The sequence below is a fragment of the Streptomyces sp. NPDC007205 genome, from assembly GCF_040634095.1.
Lineage (GTDB): Bacteria > Actinomycetota > Actinomycetes > Streptomycetales > Streptomycetaceae > Streptomyces.
The window spans coordinates 296,009-310,965 of sequence record NZ_JBEYEW010000007.1 but is presented as its reverse complement, the minus strand read 5'-3'; the positions used below and the strand labels follow the sequence as shown (position 1 = coordinate 310,965).

Sequence of the window (14,957 nt, the reverse complement as noted above, 5' to 3'; positions counted from 1 at the left end):
GTGCGATCCGTTGACCGCACACTCAGACGAGTTTTCACTCCCCGTCCCAGCCCATAGTCTTTTCGATCTTCTTGTTGTTCTCCTCCTCGCTGTCGTCGATGACGCCCGCGTACCGGCGGTGGATGACCTCTGGGGAGTTGCCGGCGCGCCGGGCCACCTCGGCTACCGGGAGGCCTGCGCGGAGCCAGTTCGTGATGCACGTGGCCCGGAGGTGGTACGGCTTCCGGGCCAAGGGCGAGTTCACCTTGTCCGGCGGGAGCGCTAGCGGCCTGGCTTCCTGCCACACCCGCCAGTAGCTGGACGTGCCGAGCAGGTCCCCCCGTTCGTTGGGGAAGAGCCGCCCGTCTTTGGCGGTGCCGAACTCCCTCAGATGTGCTCGGAGCATCGCCACAAGCACGGGCGGAATCGGTACCGGCCGGTCTGTGCCAGGCTCCCGTGACTTCAGTCCCCGCTTGTCGTGCCGCTCACCCGAGTCGGTCCATTTCTTGCCTGAGATCGGGCGCGTCTCCCAGAGGGTGAGGGTCCCCCATCCTTTCTCAGGGAGATGACAGTCAGGCAATCGGAGTCCGACCACTTCGGCCGGGCGCATCGCCGCGTAGAGGATGCACGCGAAGAAGGCGACCAGGCGCCGCCCCCGATTGCGGTGCACCGAGCCGACGTACGAGACGGCCGTAAGGAGCTGCCTTCCCTGCAACTCATTGACCAGGACCCGCGGATCCACGACATCGCCCCCATTAGAGGTGGGCCGCTTCACCCCGGCCAGCGGGTTCCTTTCTAGGTATCCCTCCTGAATCGCGTAGTCCATGGCCGTGTTGAATCCGCGACGGCGACGCTTGTACGTATCCGCTGCCGCTGCTTTGCCGTCCAGCTTGAAGGACAGTCGGTAGTGGACGTCCCGCACCACCTTGGAGTCTTGGAGAGCGGACAGGGGAAGAGAGTGGCTCGCCAACCACGCACAGACCTTCTCCAGGTCCGGCGGAGGTTCTTCATCCTTGTGAGCCGGCACGACGGCCCACCGTACGGCGCGCCGTACGTCCTCAAGCTCCGGCGCCCCGGGGCTTTCCCCCATCATGCCGAGAGCTGCGGTGGCGAGACTGTCCGCCAGCCCCTCACGCGTCTTCGCCGCGGCAGTGCGCCAACGCATTGCCATGTACTCGCGAGAGAAGTCCCACCATGAGGGGTCCGGCTTGGTACTCGCCTTTTCTGCTGCTGCCCGAAGCTCCGATTCGGGCAGCCCGGTTTCTACGTCGAAGGCTTCTCCCTTGCGCATGACTCGCCAGAGCTCCGAACGGCGACTCTCGGCGAGCGCCGACGTCGTGAAACTCGCGTGACGGACTTTCCCAGCGACTACCCAACGGAGCTGGTAAGGCGCCGTCTTGCTGGAAATCTTGCTGACTTTCCAGATACGGACGTCGGTGGAAAGCGTGGGCTCTTCAGGCCCGGCCGGGCGCTCGCCTTCACGAGCGCCCGGTGTTGCGCCACTCTTGCGATTGGTCACGCGGCTTCCTCCAGAGCTGCAATCCAGCGCTCCAATTCCGAGCGGCGGATTCGTACGGCGCCGTTCGGGAGCTTGATTGCTTTCGGGCCTTTCCTCTGCTGTCGCCAGCGGTAGAAGGTCGACAGCGGTACGCCGATTTCCTCAATCACCTGAGGGATCGTGAGCATCTCGTCACGCGCCACGGTCAGTTCCCTCCGGGTTCTCGCCAGCGGGACGGGAGTCGGACAGCTGGGACAGTCCCGATTCCGGCTGTCCCACCTGTTCGTGCAGGTCAGAAGGGGTATTGGGACAGTCGGACAGCTGGGACACCCCGGGCGTGCCCTGTGTCCGGGTCTCGGTGTCCGGGTAGTACCGGCCCCCGGCGTCCTTGGTCAGCTGCCCGTCCGCGGCCATGCGCGAGCAGGTACGGCGGACGTTCTCGGCATCAAGCTGCGGCAGCGCGGCGACGATGTCCCGCGGTCGCGCGCCGGGGTACTCCCGGACGTAGCGGAGGATAGCCGCGCGGGTGTCGCCGATGGTGTGGTCCGTGACCGGTCCGTCGAGCATCTGCCAGGCCCCGGAGGCGGCTTGGAAGCTGAGCGCGTACTCGGCTTCGTCGACGTCGCGTCCGGTGACGTGCAGGATCCCGTCTGCCTGCCCGCGGGCGCGCTTCAGTACGAGCGTGGCGTCGGCGGCTCCGGCGATGCCGTTCGTGCCGGACACCTCGGTCAGGAAGTCGTCCGAACCTGCCTTGCGGACGTGGTGGACGAGGACGACGGCGATGCCGTAGTGGTCGGCGATCCGCTTGGCGTAGCCGACGGCGACATAGTCCGCGTCGTAGGCGGACACGCCCTGTGGGGCGGGGCCGCGCATCTTGGCGAACACGTCGATGACGACCATGCGGGCGTCCGGGTTGCGGTCCAGCCATCCGGCGATGGCGTCGCAGCCGCCCTGGGGAAAGGGTGGGCATTCGGTGACCAGGGTCAGCCCGGCCGGGGCCGCCTGCCCGCCCAGGATCTTGCCCATGCGGGTCTGGAGACGGCGCGGGGTGTCCTCCAGGGCGAGGTAGAGCACCGGGCCGCCCTGGACGGGGACGGAGTCGAAGGCGTGGCCGCCGGCCGCTACCGCGAGAGCCAGGCCGAGGGACAGCCACGACTTGCCCACCTTGGGTGGTCCGGCGAGCAGTGTGACGCCCTCGGCGAGGATGCCGGGCACTGCCCACTTCGGCTCCGGGAAGTCTGCGGCCATGAGCTGATCCGCGGTCCACGCCGTGCGGGGCCGCTCCCGCTTCGGCGGTGTCTCGGCGGCCGCCTGCGGGTCGGTGGGCACGGAGTACAGGTGCAGCGGGGGGATGGCCTTGCCGGTCATGCCGCGACCTGCCGGGGGCGGTTGGCTCCGGCGCGCATGCCGGAAGCGATGGTGCGGCGTGCCTCGCGCTCGCCCTGGCCGACGCTGAGCGCGGCCTCGGTGAGCTTCTCGGTCACCTCGTTGGCGTCCAGCTCTCCCCCGGCGACCAGCTGTCCGAGGGCCACGGAGGCGTGGTACAGCGCGTTGTTGTGCTCGTGCGGGCCGGAGCCGGTCACACGGGCCAACTCGCCGTTGAGCGCGGCGGTCAGGAACTTGCCGCGCCGGTCGCGGGTGGTCAGCGGGACCTTGACCGGTCGCTGCGGCGGCAGGGGCGCCGGGCGCAGCAGGGTGGCGAGCCAGCCGGGCAGGGGCGCCACTGAGGCGTCGTGCGCAGTGGTGTAGGGGCGTCCGGCGGCGGTGCTGCCCGCCGCGACGACGTAGCCGCCGGCTGCGCGGGTGTCGACCTTCCAGCCGAGCCCGTTGCCTTTGTCGCCCGCGGTGTTGCGCAGCGGTTCGCCGTCGGTGGGGGCGGTGAAGTACAGGTGCAGACCGCCGCGGCCGGTGCGCACGGTGTGGGTGTCGCAGGGGAAGGGCTGGCCGTGGCGCTCGCACAGCACAGCGAGCACGGACGCGCCGTCACTCACGCCGGGCAGGTTCCATGCGGCCGGCGGGGTGTCGTCCGGGGTCTTGGGGGTGTCGAGGTCGATGACGACCAGCCGTGAGGGGCCGGTGGCGATGCCGACGTTGTATGCGCCGTGCGCCCAGCACCGGGTGATGCGGTCCGGGTCGGTGGTGGCGCGGTTCTCCCAGTCGCGGACGGCGGGGCGCTTGTCGCCGGGGATGAGGGGGAAGACGTGCCAGCCCCGCGACGCGGCGTCGAGCGCTGAGGTGAGTTGGTCGTGGGGTCGCGGTTGGGTCATGCTGGTGGTTCTCCTTGTTCCTTGGAGGGACGAGGGAAACCGGGGTGGGTGCAAACTTTGGCGAGACGGCACCCACCCCGGGCGCATCTAGAACGGCGGCTCGTCACCGGTGGGCGGCGTGCCCCATCCGGACGTGGCCGGGGCACCGGGGCTGGTGGACCAGCCGCCGTTGGACGGGGCCGGGGCGGTGCCGTTGCCATTCGTGCGCTGGACGCGGGACACGGTGGCGGTGGCGAAGCGCAGGGACGGGCCGATGTCGTCCACCTCCAGCGCGAGCATGGAACGGTTCTCGCCCTCCGGGGTCTGCCAGTTGTGCTGGCGCAGGCGGCCGGTGACGACCACGCGCGCGCCCTTGGTGAGGCTGTCGGCGATGTGCTGGGCGAGGTCGCGCCAGGCGGTGCAGCGCAGGAACATCGCGGTGCCGTCCTGCCACTGGCCGGAGGTCTTGTCGTAGCTGCGCGGGGTGGAGGCGACGGAGAACTTCGCCATGGCCGCGCCGCTGGGGGTGAAGCGGAGCTCGGGGTCGTCGGTGAGGTTGCCGACGATGGTCAGCGGGGTCTCTCCCATGGACATGTGGATCACTCGCTTTCGGTGTGGGTGGGGTTGCTGCTGGAGTCGTGGTGGTCGGCGGTGACGTACAGGCGCAGCCGCTTGCCGTCGCGGGTCGGGTACCGGCGCGGGGCGCCGGTCTCGAACGCGGCGCCCAGCGCCTGGCGGATGCGGTCGACGTCGTCGGGCTGACAGATGACGCGGATCTCGAACGTCACCGCTCGTCCCGTGCGACGGGGAGTTCGGGCAGCCCGGCGGACTCCAGGGCGGTGAGGTCGAAGCCGGGCAGCGTGGCTCGGGTGACGAGCGCTTGGGCGAGCTGTTCGACGTAGGCGGCGCCGGCGCGGGCCACCTCGATCTGCGTGGTGGCGCGGAGGGTCTCGACGCGCTCGATGTGGGCGCGCTCCTCGCGCCGCTCGCTCACGTGCCGCTCGTGGTCGAGGGCGTCGCGCCGGGCCTGGCGCCAGTGGCGGGCGGCGAAGCAGTAGGCGAGCACGGTCGCCAGTGCCCACAGCAGCAGCGGCAGGGACAGGCCGTCGGAGTATCCGGCGACGCCCGCGAGGGCGAGGCTGCCGGACACGGCGTAGCCGGTGGCGGCGAGCACGGGCTCTCCGGCGCGGGCCAGGGAAGCACCGCCCGCTGCGGCTCCGGCGGCAAGGACCGCCATGAGGGCGGCGTTGCCGACGGAGTGTTCGGCACCGTTGGCGTTCCAGATCCGGGCGAGGGCGAGCACCGTGGTGGTGGCGAGGGCGGGCGCGGCCTTGGGGGCGGCGGTGGTGAGCCAGTGCCGCACGACGATGGGTTCGTTCACGGGATGCCTCCGGTCAGTGGCCGAGCTGGGACAGGAACCGGGCGAAGGACGCCACCAGGTCGTGAATCGGGCCGTAGGCGCCGGTCCCGGCGGTGAAGAACCCGAACAGGAACAGCAGCACCGCCGCGCCGGCGCCGGTAGCCCTGGTCTTGATGGCGAAGAACGAGGCGATGCCGAACAGCAGCACGGCCGAAACGGTGAGGGTCATGCAGGAATCTCGCTTTCAGGCGAGGGGTCGGATGGGTAGGCTCTGCGGGCCCCGGGTGCTGGCAAGTTCGGGGCGCTGACCGGCGACCGCGCCCGCCTAGCTCCAGCTAGGAGCGGGGTCCGTCTTATGGCGGGCGGTCGCCGGTCGCCTGTTCAGTCGGTGCCTGCGCGGTAGATGCGAGCCCAGCGGTTGTAGAGCCAGCAGCCGGCTCGGAGGCGCTTGCCGGTGGCGTGGCAGCGGCGGCAGTCCTTGCCGCGCTTGAGCCGTCCCTTGCGGTCGGTCTTGAGCTGGTGGCCCATGCCGCGGCACTTGCGGCAGTTGCCGAACGGCGAGGCCGCACACAGCCCGCCGTAACCGAGAGTGATGGCGAACAGGCAGGTGATAGCGAGGAGGATGGGGGGCACGAGGGGCCCTTCCAGGCGGTTTTCGGGGGTTTCCGCAGGTGGGCCGCTAGCTACTAGCGACCTGATCAGGGCATGGATGGGGCGATAGGTGCGGTGCTAGGTCTAGCGGTGCGCCCCGCTAGACCTAGCACCGTGTGACGGTCAGCCCGCGTCCTGGTTTCCGTCACGCTCCGCAATCGCGGTGGTGATGCGGGCCCGCTCGATGCCGCGCCGGTTGGCGCCCTTGCCGGACTCCGTCTTGCCCCACACCTGCAAGGTGGGCACGCCGTGCGGCTTGAGCATGTAGGCGAGCTGTTCGGGCTCCCACCCGGCGTAGACGTCGGGCCGCAGCTCGGCGAGCCGCGCGACGACGGTCTCGGACCACACCTTGGGTTCGTCGGACGGGACGACGGCGATGATGTCGGCGAGCAGGTCGTATCCGGCCGACTCGGCGGCCTCCGGCTCCTGTCCCAGGGCGTATCCGGCGAGCGTTCCGGCCGCCTCGCGGGCGGCGCGGGCCCGCAGGGCGATGTTCTCGGCGGCCACTGCGTCGACGAAGACGGAGCGGACGATGCGGGCGTCCGCGCCCTCGCCGACGAAGTAGCAGATGCCCTTGTCGGCCCAAGAGAACATGGTGGCTCGCACGCCGCGCTTGTAGCTGGACGTGCCGAGCACCATGTCGTTCTCCAGCTGACCCATGACCTTCAAGCACCACCGGGCCGACGCATTCGCGCTGATCCCAGTCGGCAGCGACTTGGCGTCAGGGCGCTGCGTGGCCAGCAGCAGCACGATCCCGGTCGCTGGTCCGCGCTTGACCAGGTCGGTGCAGATCTCCTCGAACTCCGCCCCGTACTTGGGGTGTTCGAACCACTTCTGGCACTCGTCCACCCCGATCACGATCGGGTGCAGCCCGAGCGAGGGCTTGTTGGCCAGGTCCGAGGTGACCTTGGACTCCGGGCACACGTCCCGGGGCAGGGCGCGGATCACCTTCGCGCGGCGGCGCAGCTCGCCGCGGATCTCGCGCATGTCGGCGAGCGCGTACTCGAAGTCCTCCTCGTCCTCGCCGGCGCGGTGCCGGTAGGAGACGGCGTCGCCGACCGGGTCCAGGTCGCCGGTGCCCTTGAGGTCGTAGGTGTGCAGCTCGGCGCGCGGGTCCAGTGCGGCGATCAGCATGAGCAGGCGCAGCAGGAACGTCTTGCCCATGCGCGGGATGGCGCCGATCACGCCCGCGATGTACATGAGCGTGACCTCGACCCAGCGTCCGCGCTGGTCGGTGGCGAACGCGGCGGGCTTGAACAGGTCCACCGCCCCCGCCTTGGCCAGCGGCCACACCGGCGCCGGAGTCTTGGGCATGTCCTGATCACCGACCCACAGCACCAGGCGCCCGGTGTGCTCATCCGGTACCGCCTCCGGCCACACGCAGCCCAGCGGGCGGCGCAGACCTGATGCGAGCCGCTCGCGGCGGTCCATCACGTCCGTGACGGTCACGCCGTAGGGGAGGTCGCCCTCGGCGCGCCAGCCGGGCCCGTCCCGGGTGATGGGGGCGGTGAAGGCGAAGCCGTCCCGGCCCTTGGCCTGTGCCTGGTTGATCGCCGGGATGCCCAGCGCTCCCAGTGCCCGCAGCACGATGTCGCTGGTGAGCTTGGGCGCGTTGGGCAGTTCCACGGCCTTGTGGATGACCGGGGCGTCCGCCTTGCGGCCGGCGTAGCCGAGCGCCATCACCACCGCGCTCACCGACAGGGCCTGAAGCCAGTCGGGGGCGAGCACGTAGATGGCGAGCGCCGACCCGAGCCCGATGAACATCGCGAGCACGGCGACCAGGGTCCGCAGCCGGACCCGGCCGTCGCGCTGCCGCGACAGCTTCAGGTACTCCGCCGCGTCCTCGCGGCGGACCGCAGCGAGGCGGACCGGCTCGCCCTCGCGGTCAGCGACCCACCGCATGGTGCCGCCGATGAACCGGGCGGTACCGGTCGGGGCTTGCAGGGCGAGCCGGGCGGCGTAGACCGGGGCGCGCAGCGCGTGGTACCCGGCAGCGTGCGCGTAGTGGCGGACCACCCACGCCGCGGCGGTCCGCAGCTCGGTCATCGATCGCAGCCACACCGGGACGACCGCCCGGCGCCGGGCACCCGCGAGCCGACCGAGGTAGCCCGGCCCGGTGGCGGTGGGGGTCGACTGGTCGACCATCACACGGGCGGTCGGGTCGGCCGACTCGCCCCCCGACCGCCCCTCGCCGGAGTCGGGCGATCGGTCGGCGTCGGGTCGGGCGGTCGGGTCGGGCGACTCGGAGCGGGCCGACCGCGCCTTGTCGAGGTCGACCACCTCACCACCGGAGTCGGCCGCCATCTCGGCTTCCAGCCGGTTGAAGAGTTCGTTGTCGTCGTCGGGATGCTTCACTGAGAGTTCCTTCTCTCTGGGAGGGATACCGGGCCCGGCCGCGTGCTGTGGAAGGTGGGCGGCCGGGCCCGTGTACTGATGGTCAGCCAGGTTCTGCGGCGGAAGGGATACAGTTCGTATCCCTTCGTGGCCGATCAAGCGGCGTGTGCGGCGGTGCGGGCGAGCGCGGTAGAGACGCGTTCGCCGATCCACTGAGCGACGTTGCAGGAGACGGCGTTTCCGGCCTGCATGGTCTGCTCACCCTTGTTGCCGTGGACGATGTAGTCGGCCGGGAAGCGCTGGGCGAGCAGCTGCTCGCGCGGCTGGATCATCCGGTAGTGGCAGTCGTCCAACTCTGGTGCCGGACCGAGCAGTGCGGGGGAGTCCTTCGTGCCGAGCGTGTGCAGCGGCTGCCCGGCCGACTTCACGGTGGCGTTGCGGTAGGGGATGACCAGCCAGTGATGGCGGCCCTGCCCAGTGACCGTGTCGACCGGCCGGGAGACCGGGCGGGCGGTGGCGTTGCGGCGCAGGGTGACGATGAACGAGTCATCGGCCTGGGGTGGGACGGCGAGCGCGTGGCTGTCCCGGGCGGTGACGGTCCCGAGGGGTTCGGCGATGCTGCGCACCATGTCACCCGGGCGGGCGTTGCCGCCGTAGTTCTTGACGTAGAACGCCCCAGACGGGACGAGGACCGCGTCACCGATCTTCACCGTTCGGACGGCGAGCGGGGCGGCGTCGGCGGGGACGGCCCGGCCGTCGTGGCCTCCGTGGTTGACCGTGAGCACCATGCGCTGTTTGCCGAGCAGGTCCAGTCCGGCGCGGATGCGTTTGACGGTGTTCGCGGCCAGCGGGCGCAACCCGTGGGCGGGCCGGTCGCCGATGCGGACCCCGAGGTTGGTCCAGTCGATGATGCTGGCGGCGGGGCGCACGTACGGCTCCACGACGGCGTGACGGCACCGAGCGTTGGGGCAGCGGTAGTCGTACTGCTGTTTGTACTTGCCCACCCGGCGGCCGTTGCGCCACGTCTGGACCGCGTGCACGTCCTCGCCGCAGTCCGGGCACCAGGCCAGTGGCGTGGGCCTCAGGTCCGGTACGGGGACGTCTCGGCGGGTGAAGACCACGTAGATCCGGTCCCGCCACTGCGGGGCGGGCGGGTTGTCCGGGTCGCCGACGTGGGCGGAGGAGACGGAGACGATCTGGGAGTGGTAGCCGAGGGTCTCCATGCCCTTACGCCACCAGTCGAACAGCTCCCAGTCGACGGCGAACTCCAGCACGTTCTCACACAGCACGGCGGCGTAGCGGTGCACCTCGGTCGCCCGGATCACGTCGTAGGCGGTGGCCCGGGTGCGCTCCCACCCGGCCTCCTCCACGCGGCCGTACTCCTCCAGGTCGAAGGAGAGCTGTCCGTGAGTGCGGCGCCTGCCGCCGGCCGGGGAGATCTCCGTGCAGATCGGCGAGGCCCACAGGACGTCCGTCTTGGGTAGGCGCCGCATGTCGTACTTGTCGATGTCGGCGCACAGGTGGTCCGCGTCCCGGTGGTTCGCGGCGTGCGTCTCCACGGCGCGCTGCCAGTGGTTCGCGGCCAGGCGCAGTTCCAGCCCGGCCGCGACCAGGCCGGTGGACGAGCCGCCCGCGCCGCAGAACAGATCGGTGAACGTCAGGCTCACGCCTGAACTCCCTTCAGATCAGAGGTCGAACAGGCCCGGCTCGTCGTCCACCGGCGCGCTGGCGCGTGCCTGGCGGGCGGCGGCGGTGTGGCACTCGGGGCACCAGGCCCGCAGCTCGCCGGGCGGCAGCGTGACCGCCTTCACCGGCGAGACGCACAGGTCGGCGGGCGCTGCCATCAGGCGGATGCGGTGGCCGTGCTTGCTGGTGTAGCCGTCGTGCTCGCCCGGGCAGCGGCCGTCGGTCTTGGCGTGCGGGTTGCCGCACTCCCCCGCGCACTGACAGCGGTAGCCGGCCGCCACCATCACGGGCTGCCAGACGTCGACGGCGGCCAGGGGCGTGGACTTCATGCCGCTACCTCCTCGCGGGCAGCACCGGACACGCCGGGGTCCTCGGTGTCGACGGGGTGCAGGGCGCGGCTGTCGGCCCGCTCAGCGAGCAGGGCGTCACGCACCTGCCGGGCCGGGACGGAGCCGCAGTGCAGCACCTTGCGCAGCGCTTCAGCGTTGATCTCGGCGTCCGGCCAGCCGGCCGCGACCAAGCGCGCCTCGGCGAGCAGATCGGCCGCCGTGCGCGGCGCCATCTTGGTCTTGCGCCGACTCTGCCGCTTGACCGGCGGCTTGGGCGCCTCGGGCTCGGGTGCCTCCGGGGCCTGTTCCGGCTCCGGAGCCGCGGGGGTCATGTCGACGGCCGCCGGGGCCAGTTCCCCCAGGCGCAGAAGGACGCGTTCGCGGCGCGGCGTGTGGCGGCGCCAGGCCCGGCCGTAGCGCTCGCGCAGGTCCGCGCGGGCCAGCAGCCGTTCCTTCTCCAGTGCGAGTGCGTCGGTGTAGGAGGTGACCTCCCACAGCGTCATGCGCCGCCACAGCAGGAAGGTGGACGCCGGGGCGAGCAGCCAGCGGGAGACGCGGATCTTCTCCATGCGGCGGCCGGTGACGGCTCCGATGCGGACGGCGTAGACGTGCGCGCCGATCTCGGAGAAGACCACCCACAGCAGCGGCATCGTGCCGTGTGCCACCTTCGCCGACAGTGAGTGGCCGGCCGCGATGTTCAGCCAGCACGTCACCAGCGTGAGCACCCAGGGCACGAACCGCACCCACGCCAGCCCCATGTCCAGCCGGATCAGCAGCAGGTTGGCCAGGGTGAACACCGGGATGGCGATATCGATCGCGATCGGCAGGGTGTGCGGGTTGCTGAACCCCCAGCGGGCGGCGGCCAGGGACACCGCGTCGAAGGAGGAGTACAGCCCCAGCGCCCCGACCGCGGCGGCGGCCAGCGCCCCCACCCCGGCCAGTCCCATCTCGGGGCGGGTCAGCGGCGGCACCGAGTTCCGGGGTGGGGTGGTCGTGCTGCCGTCCTGAGGCAGCGCCTCGGCGGTGTGGCTCATGCTCACCACCACCCCGAGGACTTCTTGCCCGCCTTGTCCTTGGCGGCATCGGCGATGATCCGGTCCCGCTCCTTCTCCAGAGCGGAGACCTCCGCGCTGAGCCGCCTCTCGGCGCCGCTCCACGCCCTTTCGAGGTTCCGCTCGGCGCGAGTCGGGGCCTTGCCTCGGACGATCTTGATGGCGCCACCGGTAGCGGCCGAGAGGACCGCCCGCTTCTCGGCGCCGGTCAGGGGCCACAGCTCACGCTCGCGGGCCGCTTCGAGCTTGCGGGTGGCCTGCTGGATCTCACGGTCCAGACGGCGGGTGTTCGGCTTGCTCATCGCTGACCACCGCCCGGGCCCTGCTCGGAGCGTTCGTTGGCGTCCTTGGCCTTCTGCGACAAGGTCTTGCGCTCGTCATCGGTCAACTGCGTGATCACGCCGCACCCCCGTCCGTAGCGGGCACGTCGGTGTAGCCGTGCAGGTGCACCTCAGCGCCCGCGTAGTCGGTCGTGGCCTTCAGCACGCGCGTCGTGCCGTCGCCCTGCACCCGGTGTGTCACCTTCTCCGGCGGCACGGCCAGGGCTTCCCGCCATGCCTCGAATGCGTGCAGACCCTCGTGGAACCGCAGGGTCAGTCGCTCGGGGTAGATGCGGGTCAGGTCGACGTCCGGGGCGGGCAGGTGCCCGAAGTCGGCGGCCAGCAGCCGCAGCACCCGCAGGGGCGCGGCCAGCCCGTCCAGCGTCTGCGGCTCGTTCATGCCGCCGCTCCCTTCCGGGGCGGCCGGCGGCGCCCGGTCGGGAGAGGCAGCGGGATGACGTCGAACAGCTCCGGGTGCTCCTGGACGATCCCGGCCGCCAGGCGGATGAGGTCGTCGGTCATCTCCGGGTTGTCGGCGAGGATGTCGCGCGCGGCGTCCTCGCGGGCCGCGCGCTCTTCGTCCGTCTCGCCCTCCACCCCGAGCCACAGCTCGGGCGGGGTGCCGAGGGCGAGTTCGGCGAAGTCGAGATCGGTTACCGCCAGGTGGCGGCCGACGTAGGAACGCATGATGGCTCCTGACTTGGAGGGACAAAGAGCCGGAGAGGCCGCAGGCCTTTGGCGAGACGACGGCCACTCCGGGTAACCACGAGCCGCGACTGCGGCACGGGGAGTGCCCCGGGGCAGATTCGATCTGCCGCCTCACGGCTTGTCGGGGCCCGCAGCGCCCGAGCGCTGCAAGAGGGGGTTGCGCTGTACCTCACGCGGGACGGAACCCACGTGGCCGCCTACTTGGCCGAGGAGAGGCGGCGTGATCCCCATTCAGTTGTCAAAGGCCAGCGGCTTCCTTCAAGCCCGCTTCGCGGGCTCTCCGGGCCATCCAAGAGGAACATGTATTACGTGTTCCTCATCTTGCAGAGAGGAGTTCCGCCCGTCAAGCCCTTCGGCTGTTTGGGTTCCGCGAGCCCCTCGCGCTCGATGTACCTACAGACTGGCGGCGGAAGCGGCGACGCTCGACTTCGCAGCTGTACGGCTCGGGTCGTCCTTCGCTAGCGTGAAGTCGAACCAAGTCGTCCCAATTGCACGGAGGTTGGTGTGGCGAACGAGCGACTGCGCGGGGCCATAGTGGACTTGGGCCTGACACTCGACGAGGTCGCCCAGCGGCTAGGAGTCGCGGCCAAGACGGTCGAACGTTGGATCAACGAACCCGATCGCAAGCCGTACCGACGCTTCCAGTACGCGACAGCCTCGTTGTTGAAGTGCGAGGTGTCGTACCTGTGGCCCGACGAACGAACGTCAGCCGAGGTCACGGCCTCCGGCAACGCGGAGTTGGTCAGGCTCTACCCCCACCGCTCCGTGGTGATGCAGACCCTTTGGACAGACCTCTACTCCAAGGCGAGGCGCCAGTTCGACGTGCTGGTGTACTCCGGCTTCTGGCTGACCGAAGACGCAACGTTCCACCGCATCGTGAAGGAGAAGTCAGCCGAGGGGGTGTCCATCCGCTTCCTCATGGGCGAGCCGACATCGCAGGCCGTGGCTGTACGCGGGGACGACGAGGGAATCGGCCCGGCGATGGCAGCGAAGATCCGCAACGGCCTTGTCAACTACGGCCCGCTCTTCGGCCTTCCTGGTGTTGAGTTCCGGCTGCACAACACCACGCTCTACAACTCGATCTACCGAGCTGATGACGAGATGCTGGCCAACGGCCACATCTACGGCGTCGGCGCCTACATGGCCCCCGTGCTGCACCTTCGACGCGTTCCCGGTGGCGAACTCTTCGACGCCTACGCTGAGAGCGTGGAACGGGTCTGGGAATCGGCCCGGCCCATCTCCTCGCCGGCCGACTGGGAAGGCACGAACTGATGAGCCGTATCGACTACTTCCGCGACCCCAACGCCCCGAAGGCCAACTCAGTGGTGCCCTCGGTCACGGCTATCGTTCGGGACGATGCGGGACGACTTCTGCTCATACACAAGACCGACAACGACCTATGGGCACTGCCGGGCGGCGGCCACGACATCGGCGAACACATCGCCGACACAGTCGTCCGTGAGGTCTTGGAGGAAACCGGCATTCAGGTCGAGGTAGACAACATCGTCGGGCTCTACACGGACCCTGAGCACGTGCTCGCGTACGACGACGGAGAGGTCCGGCAACAGTTCTCAATCTGCTTCCGAGCCCACCCTGTCGGCGGTTCCCTGCGCACTAGCAGCGAATCGAAGGAGGTCCGTTGGGTCATCCCAACGGACCTCGATGGACTGGACATCCACCCGTCGATGATGCTGCGCATCCGGCACGGCCTCGACGAGTCGCGGCGTGAGCCCTACATCGGCTGATCGCCGACCGAAGCTTGCGTCAAGCGCTCTCCAACACGATCCGCAGCCGCGTGGATCTCAGGGGCCGCGCGCTGAATGAACCGCCCGACGATCGTATCCGGGCCGTATCGCCGCACGATCTCGTCCAGCCGTTCGGTTGGCGTGGTCTGCGATCCGTCCGGTGTCGTCGTCATGTCGCAGAAGAGCAGAGCGTCAACGAGATCCGGACGCTCTAGCTCGAACTCGCTCTCTAGGTCCCGCCTCAGTCCGCGTTCCTCGGCTTCCAGAAGCGCGCATGAGTGGTGGGCTACCAGACGAACGACCCGCTCGTCAGCCCCCTCCTGGTCCCGTAGGAACCGCGCGCCGTCCAGCGGGTGAAAGCCCGTGACGGCGATGGCCGGCGAGTACCCAATGTCGTGCAGCACGGCAGCGGCTTCCAAGAGTTCGGCGTCGTCGCCCAAGATCGGGCTCAGGGAGCGGGCCCGCTTGGCGACCCCGAGGGAGTGCGCCCACCGACGCGGGAGCGGATCGGACAGCAGCGATTCGGAGAGCGAGTACGCCCACTCAGTGAGTCCCATGGCGGTCAAGACTACGGCCGGGCAGTGGGAGCCGGGAGAGCGCGGACCGTGCGCCCCTTACCGTGGACAGTAGCCAACAGGCCGTTCCCCTCCATCTGCGCCAGAACGCGGCGTACGGCCGTACGGGAGGCGCCGAAGCGGTCGCAGAGCTGCGACTCAGACGGGTACGGATCACCCACCGACAGCGATTCCTCGGCAATCAGGTCCGCCATCCGTTCCGCGAGAGACCGGCGATCGCTACCCCGCACGATGCGCCACCCGATCCCGGGAGCGGACTCCAGGACGCCCTCAGCTTCGAGAACCTTGAGAGCCCGCCGGACCGTGTTCCGACCGACACCATGCTCACGCATCAGGTCAGCCTCCGACGGCAGTACCTCAGCGTTCTCGTCTGCCCCGATCCGCTCTCGTAGCTTCTCTGAGATGACCAGGTAGGTTCCGCGCGGACTGGCCTCCGACACTCCGGCTCCTCTCGCTGCCTCCACTGCCCGCTGC

Annotated in this window: 20 protein-coding genes; 2 read left to right on the top strand and 18 right to left on the bottom strand. The window is 70.0% G+C overall.

The genetic code is table 11. The features are described 5' to 3' along the window. Positions 1 to 34: 34 nt before the first annotated feature. The 16 genes from ABZ624_RS15585 to ABZ624_RS15510 all read right to left on the bottom strand — a co-directional run bounded on the left by ABZ624_RS15585 (position 35) and on the right by ABZ624_RS15510 (position 12,142). Positions 35 to 1,498, bottom strand: coding sequence for a site-specific integrase (locus ABZ624_RS15585; protein ID WP_360087741.1), 1,464 nt, complete (start codon positions 1,496 to 1,498; stop codon positions 35 to 37). Beyond that, the gene (locus tag ABZ624_RS15580) at positions 1,495 to 1,686 is read right to left on the bottom strand and encodes a helix-turn-helix domain-containing protein (RefSeq protein WP_100109146.1); all 192 of its coding nucleotides are present in this window, start codon (positions 1,684 to 1,686) and stop codon (positions 1,495 to 1,497) included. The genes ABZ624_RS15585 and ABZ624_RS15580 overlap by 4 nt, the downstream gene beginning before the upstream one ends. Further along, positions 1,670 to 2,845, bottom strand: coding sequence for an AAA family ATPase (locus tag ABZ624_RS15575; protein ID WP_360087738.1), 1,176 nt, complete (start codon positions 2,843 to 2,845; stop codon positions 1,670 to 1,672). Before ABZ624_RS15575 ends, ABZ624_RS15580 begins: the two co-directional genes overlap by 17 nt. Further along, entirely contained in the window at positions 2,842 to 3,744 is a 903-nt protein-coding gene (locus ABZ624_RS15570) for a bifunctional DNA primase/polymerase (RefSeq protein ID WP_360087735.1), read from the bottom strand. Before ABZ624_RS15570 ends, ABZ624_RS15575 begins: the two co-directional genes overlap by 4 nt. An 87-nt stretch (positions 3,745 to 3,831) precedes the next feature. After that, complete coding sequence (locus ABZ624_RS15565) at positions 3,832 to 4,317, bottom strand: single-stranded DNA-binding protein (protein ID WP_360087732.1); 486 nt, start codon at positions 4,315 to 4,317, stop codon at positions 3,832 to 3,834. A 5-nt stretch (positions 4,318 to 4,322) separates the two neighbouring features. Continuing rightward, positions 4,323 to 4,511 carry a hypothetical protein gene (locus ABZ624_RS15560; protein ID WP_360087729.1) on the bottom strand — a complete coding sequence of 63 codons (189 nt, stop codon included), beginning with the start codon at positions 4,509 to 4,511 and terminating at the stop codon, positions 4,323 to 4,325. After that, a complete protein-coding gene (locus tag ABZ624_RS15555) occupies positions 4,508 to 5,104 on the bottom strand; it encodes a hypothetical protein (RefSeq protein WP_360087726.1) in 597 nt (198 codons plus the stop codon). The genes ABZ624_RS15560 and ABZ624_RS15555 overlap by 4 nt, the downstream gene beginning before the upstream one ends. A 13-nt stretch (positions 5,105 to 5,117) precedes the next feature. Next, positions 5,118 to 5,312: a hypothetical protein gene (locus ABZ624_RS15550; RefSeq protein ID WP_360087723.1), complete on the bottom strand. Its 195-nt coding sequence runs from the start codon at positions 5,310 to 5,312 to the stop codon at positions 5,118 to 5,120. 152 nt (positions 5,313 to 5,464) lie between these two features. Then, a complete protein-coding gene (locus ABZ624_RS15545) occupies positions 5,465 to 5,716 on the bottom strand; it encodes a hypothetical protein (RefSeq protein ID WP_360087720.1) in 252 nt (83 codons plus the stop codon). A 141-nt stretch (positions 5,717 to 5,857) separates the two neighbouring features. Then, on the bottom strand, positions 5,858 to 8,089 hold the full coding sequence (locus ABZ624_RS15540) for a cell division protein FtsK (protein WP_360087717.1): 2,232 nt from the start codon (positions 8,087 to 8,089) through the stop codon (positions 5,858 to 5,860). A gap of 134 nt (positions 8,090 to 8,223) precedes the next feature. Next, positions 8,224 to 9,735, bottom strand: coding sequence for a DNA cytosine methyltransferase (locus ABZ624_RS15535; protein ID WP_360087714.1), 1,512 nt, complete (start codon positions 9,733 to 9,735; stop codon positions 8,224 to 8,226). Positions 9,736 to 9,753: 18 nt separating this feature from the next. Next, entirely contained in the window at positions 9,754 to 10,083 is a 330-nt protein-coding gene (locus tag ABZ624_RS15530; protein ID WP_360087711.1) for a hypothetical protein, read from the bottom strand. Beyond that, a complete protein-coding gene (locus ABZ624_RS15525) occupies positions 10,080 to 11,117 on the bottom strand; it encodes a DUF2637 domain-containing protein (protein WP_360087708.1) in 1,038 nt (345 codons plus the stop codon). Before ABZ624_RS15525 ends, ABZ624_RS15530 begins: the two co-directional genes overlap by 4 nt. Before the next feature lie 2 nt (positions 11,118 to 11,119). Next, positions 11,120 to 11,437, bottom strand: a complete 318-nt coding sequence (locus tag ABZ624_RS15520; protein ID WP_360087705.1) for a hypothetical protein — start codon at positions 11,435 to 11,437, stop codon at positions 11,120 to 11,122. A gap of 94 nt (positions 11,438 to 11,531) precedes the next feature. Further along, positions 11,532 to 11,855: a hypothetical protein gene (locus tag ABZ624_RS15515; RefSeq protein ID WP_360087702.1), complete on the bottom strand. Its 324-nt coding sequence runs from the start codon at positions 11,853 to 11,855 to the stop codon at positions 11,532 to 11,534. Continuing rightward, on the bottom strand, positions 11,852 to 12,142 hold the full coding sequence (locus ABZ624_RS15510; RefSeq protein ID WP_360087699.1) for a hypothetical protein: 291 nt from the start codon (positions 12,140 to 12,142) through the stop codon (positions 11,852 to 11,854). Before ABZ624_RS15510 ends, ABZ624_RS15515 begins: the two co-directional genes overlap by 4 nt. Before the next feature lie 525 nt (positions 12,143 to 12,667). On the opposite strand from ABZ624_RS15510, the gene ABZ624_RS15505 reads away from it, so the two are divergent. Beyond that, positions 12,668 to 13,435: a helix-turn-helix transcriptional regulator gene (locus ABZ624_RS15505; protein WP_360087696.1), complete on the top strand. Its 768-nt coding sequence runs from the start codon at positions 12,668 to 12,670 to the stop codon at positions 13,433 to 13,435. Then, on the top strand, positions 13,435 to 13,908 hold the full coding sequence (locus ABZ624_RS15500; protein WP_360087693.1) for an NUDIX domain-containing protein: 474 nt from the start codon (positions 13,435 to 13,437) through the stop codon (positions 13,906 to 13,908). The genes ABZ624_RS15505 and ABZ624_RS15500 overlap by 1 nt, the downstream gene beginning before the upstream one ends. Here the strand turns inward: ABZ624_RS15500 and ABZ624_RS15495 are convergent. Both ABZ624_RS15495 and ABZ624_RS15490 read right to left on the bottom strand, forming a co-directional pair. Next, a complete protein-coding gene (locus tag ABZ624_RS15495; protein WP_360087690.1) occupies positions 13,896 to 14,465 on the bottom strand; it encodes an HD domain-containing protein in 570 nt (189 codons plus the stop codon). The genes ABZ624_RS15500 and ABZ624_RS15495 overlap by 13 nt on opposite strands. An 11-nt stretch (positions 14,466 to 14,476) precedes the next feature. Further along, positions 14,477 to 14,923 carry a winged helix-turn-helix domain-containing protein gene (locus ABZ624_RS15490; RefSeq protein WP_360087687.1) on the bottom strand — a complete coding sequence of 149 codons (447 nt, stop codon included), beginning with the start codon at positions 14,921 to 14,923 and terminating at the stop codon, positions 14,477 to 14,479. Positions 14,924 to 14,957: the final 34 nt, after the last annotated feature.

Excerpts from the sequence above, each read along its gene's own strand:
- ABZ624_RS15495 (WP_360087690.1), bottom strand. The coding sequence starts at position 14,465 with ATGGGACTCACTGAGTGGGCGTACTCGCTCTCCGAATCGCTGCTGTCC.
- ABZ624_RS15565 (WP_360087732.1), bottom strand. The coding sequence starts at position 4,317 with ATGTCCATGGGAGAGACCCCGCTGACCATCGTCGGCAACCTCACCGAC.
- ABZ624_RS15570 (WP_360087735.1), bottom strand. The coding sequence starts at position 3,744 with ATGACCCAACCGCGACCCCACGACCAACTCACCTCAGCGCTCGACGCC.
- ABZ624_RS15500 (WP_360087693.1), top strand. The coding sequence starts at position 13,435 with ATGAGCCGTATCGACTACTTCCGCGACCCCAACGCCCCGAAGGCCAAC.
- ABZ624_RS15510 (WP_360087699.1), bottom strand. The coding sequence starts at position 12,142 with ATGCGTTCCTACGTCGGCCGCCACCTGGCGGTAACCGATCTCGACTTC.
- ABZ624_RS15550 (WP_360087723.1), bottom strand. The coding sequence starts at position 5,312 with ATGACCCTCACCGTTTCGGCCGTGCTGCTGTTCGGCATCGCCTCGTTC.
- ABZ624_RS15525 (WP_360087708.1), bottom strand. The coding sequence starts at position 11,117 with ATGAGCCACACCGCCGAGGCGCTGCCTCAGGACGGCAGCACGACCACC.
- ABZ624_RS15515 (WP_360087702.1), bottom strand. The coding sequence starts at position 11,855 with ATGAACGAGCCGCAGACGCTGGACGGGCTGGCCGCGCCCCTGCGGGTG.
- ABZ624_RS15530 (WP_360087711.1), bottom strand. The coding sequence starts at position 10,083 with ATGAAGTCCACGCCCCTGGCCGCCGTCGACGTCTGGCAGCCCGTGATG.
- ABZ624_RS15575 (WP_360087738.1), bottom strand. The coding sequence starts at position 2,845 with ATGACCGGCAAGGCCATCCCCCCGCTGCACCTGTACTCCGTGCCCACC.
- ABZ624_RS15520 (WP_360087705.1), bottom strand. The coding sequence starts at position 11,437 with ATGAGCAAGCCGAACACCCGCCGTCTGGACCGTGAGATCCAGCAGGCC.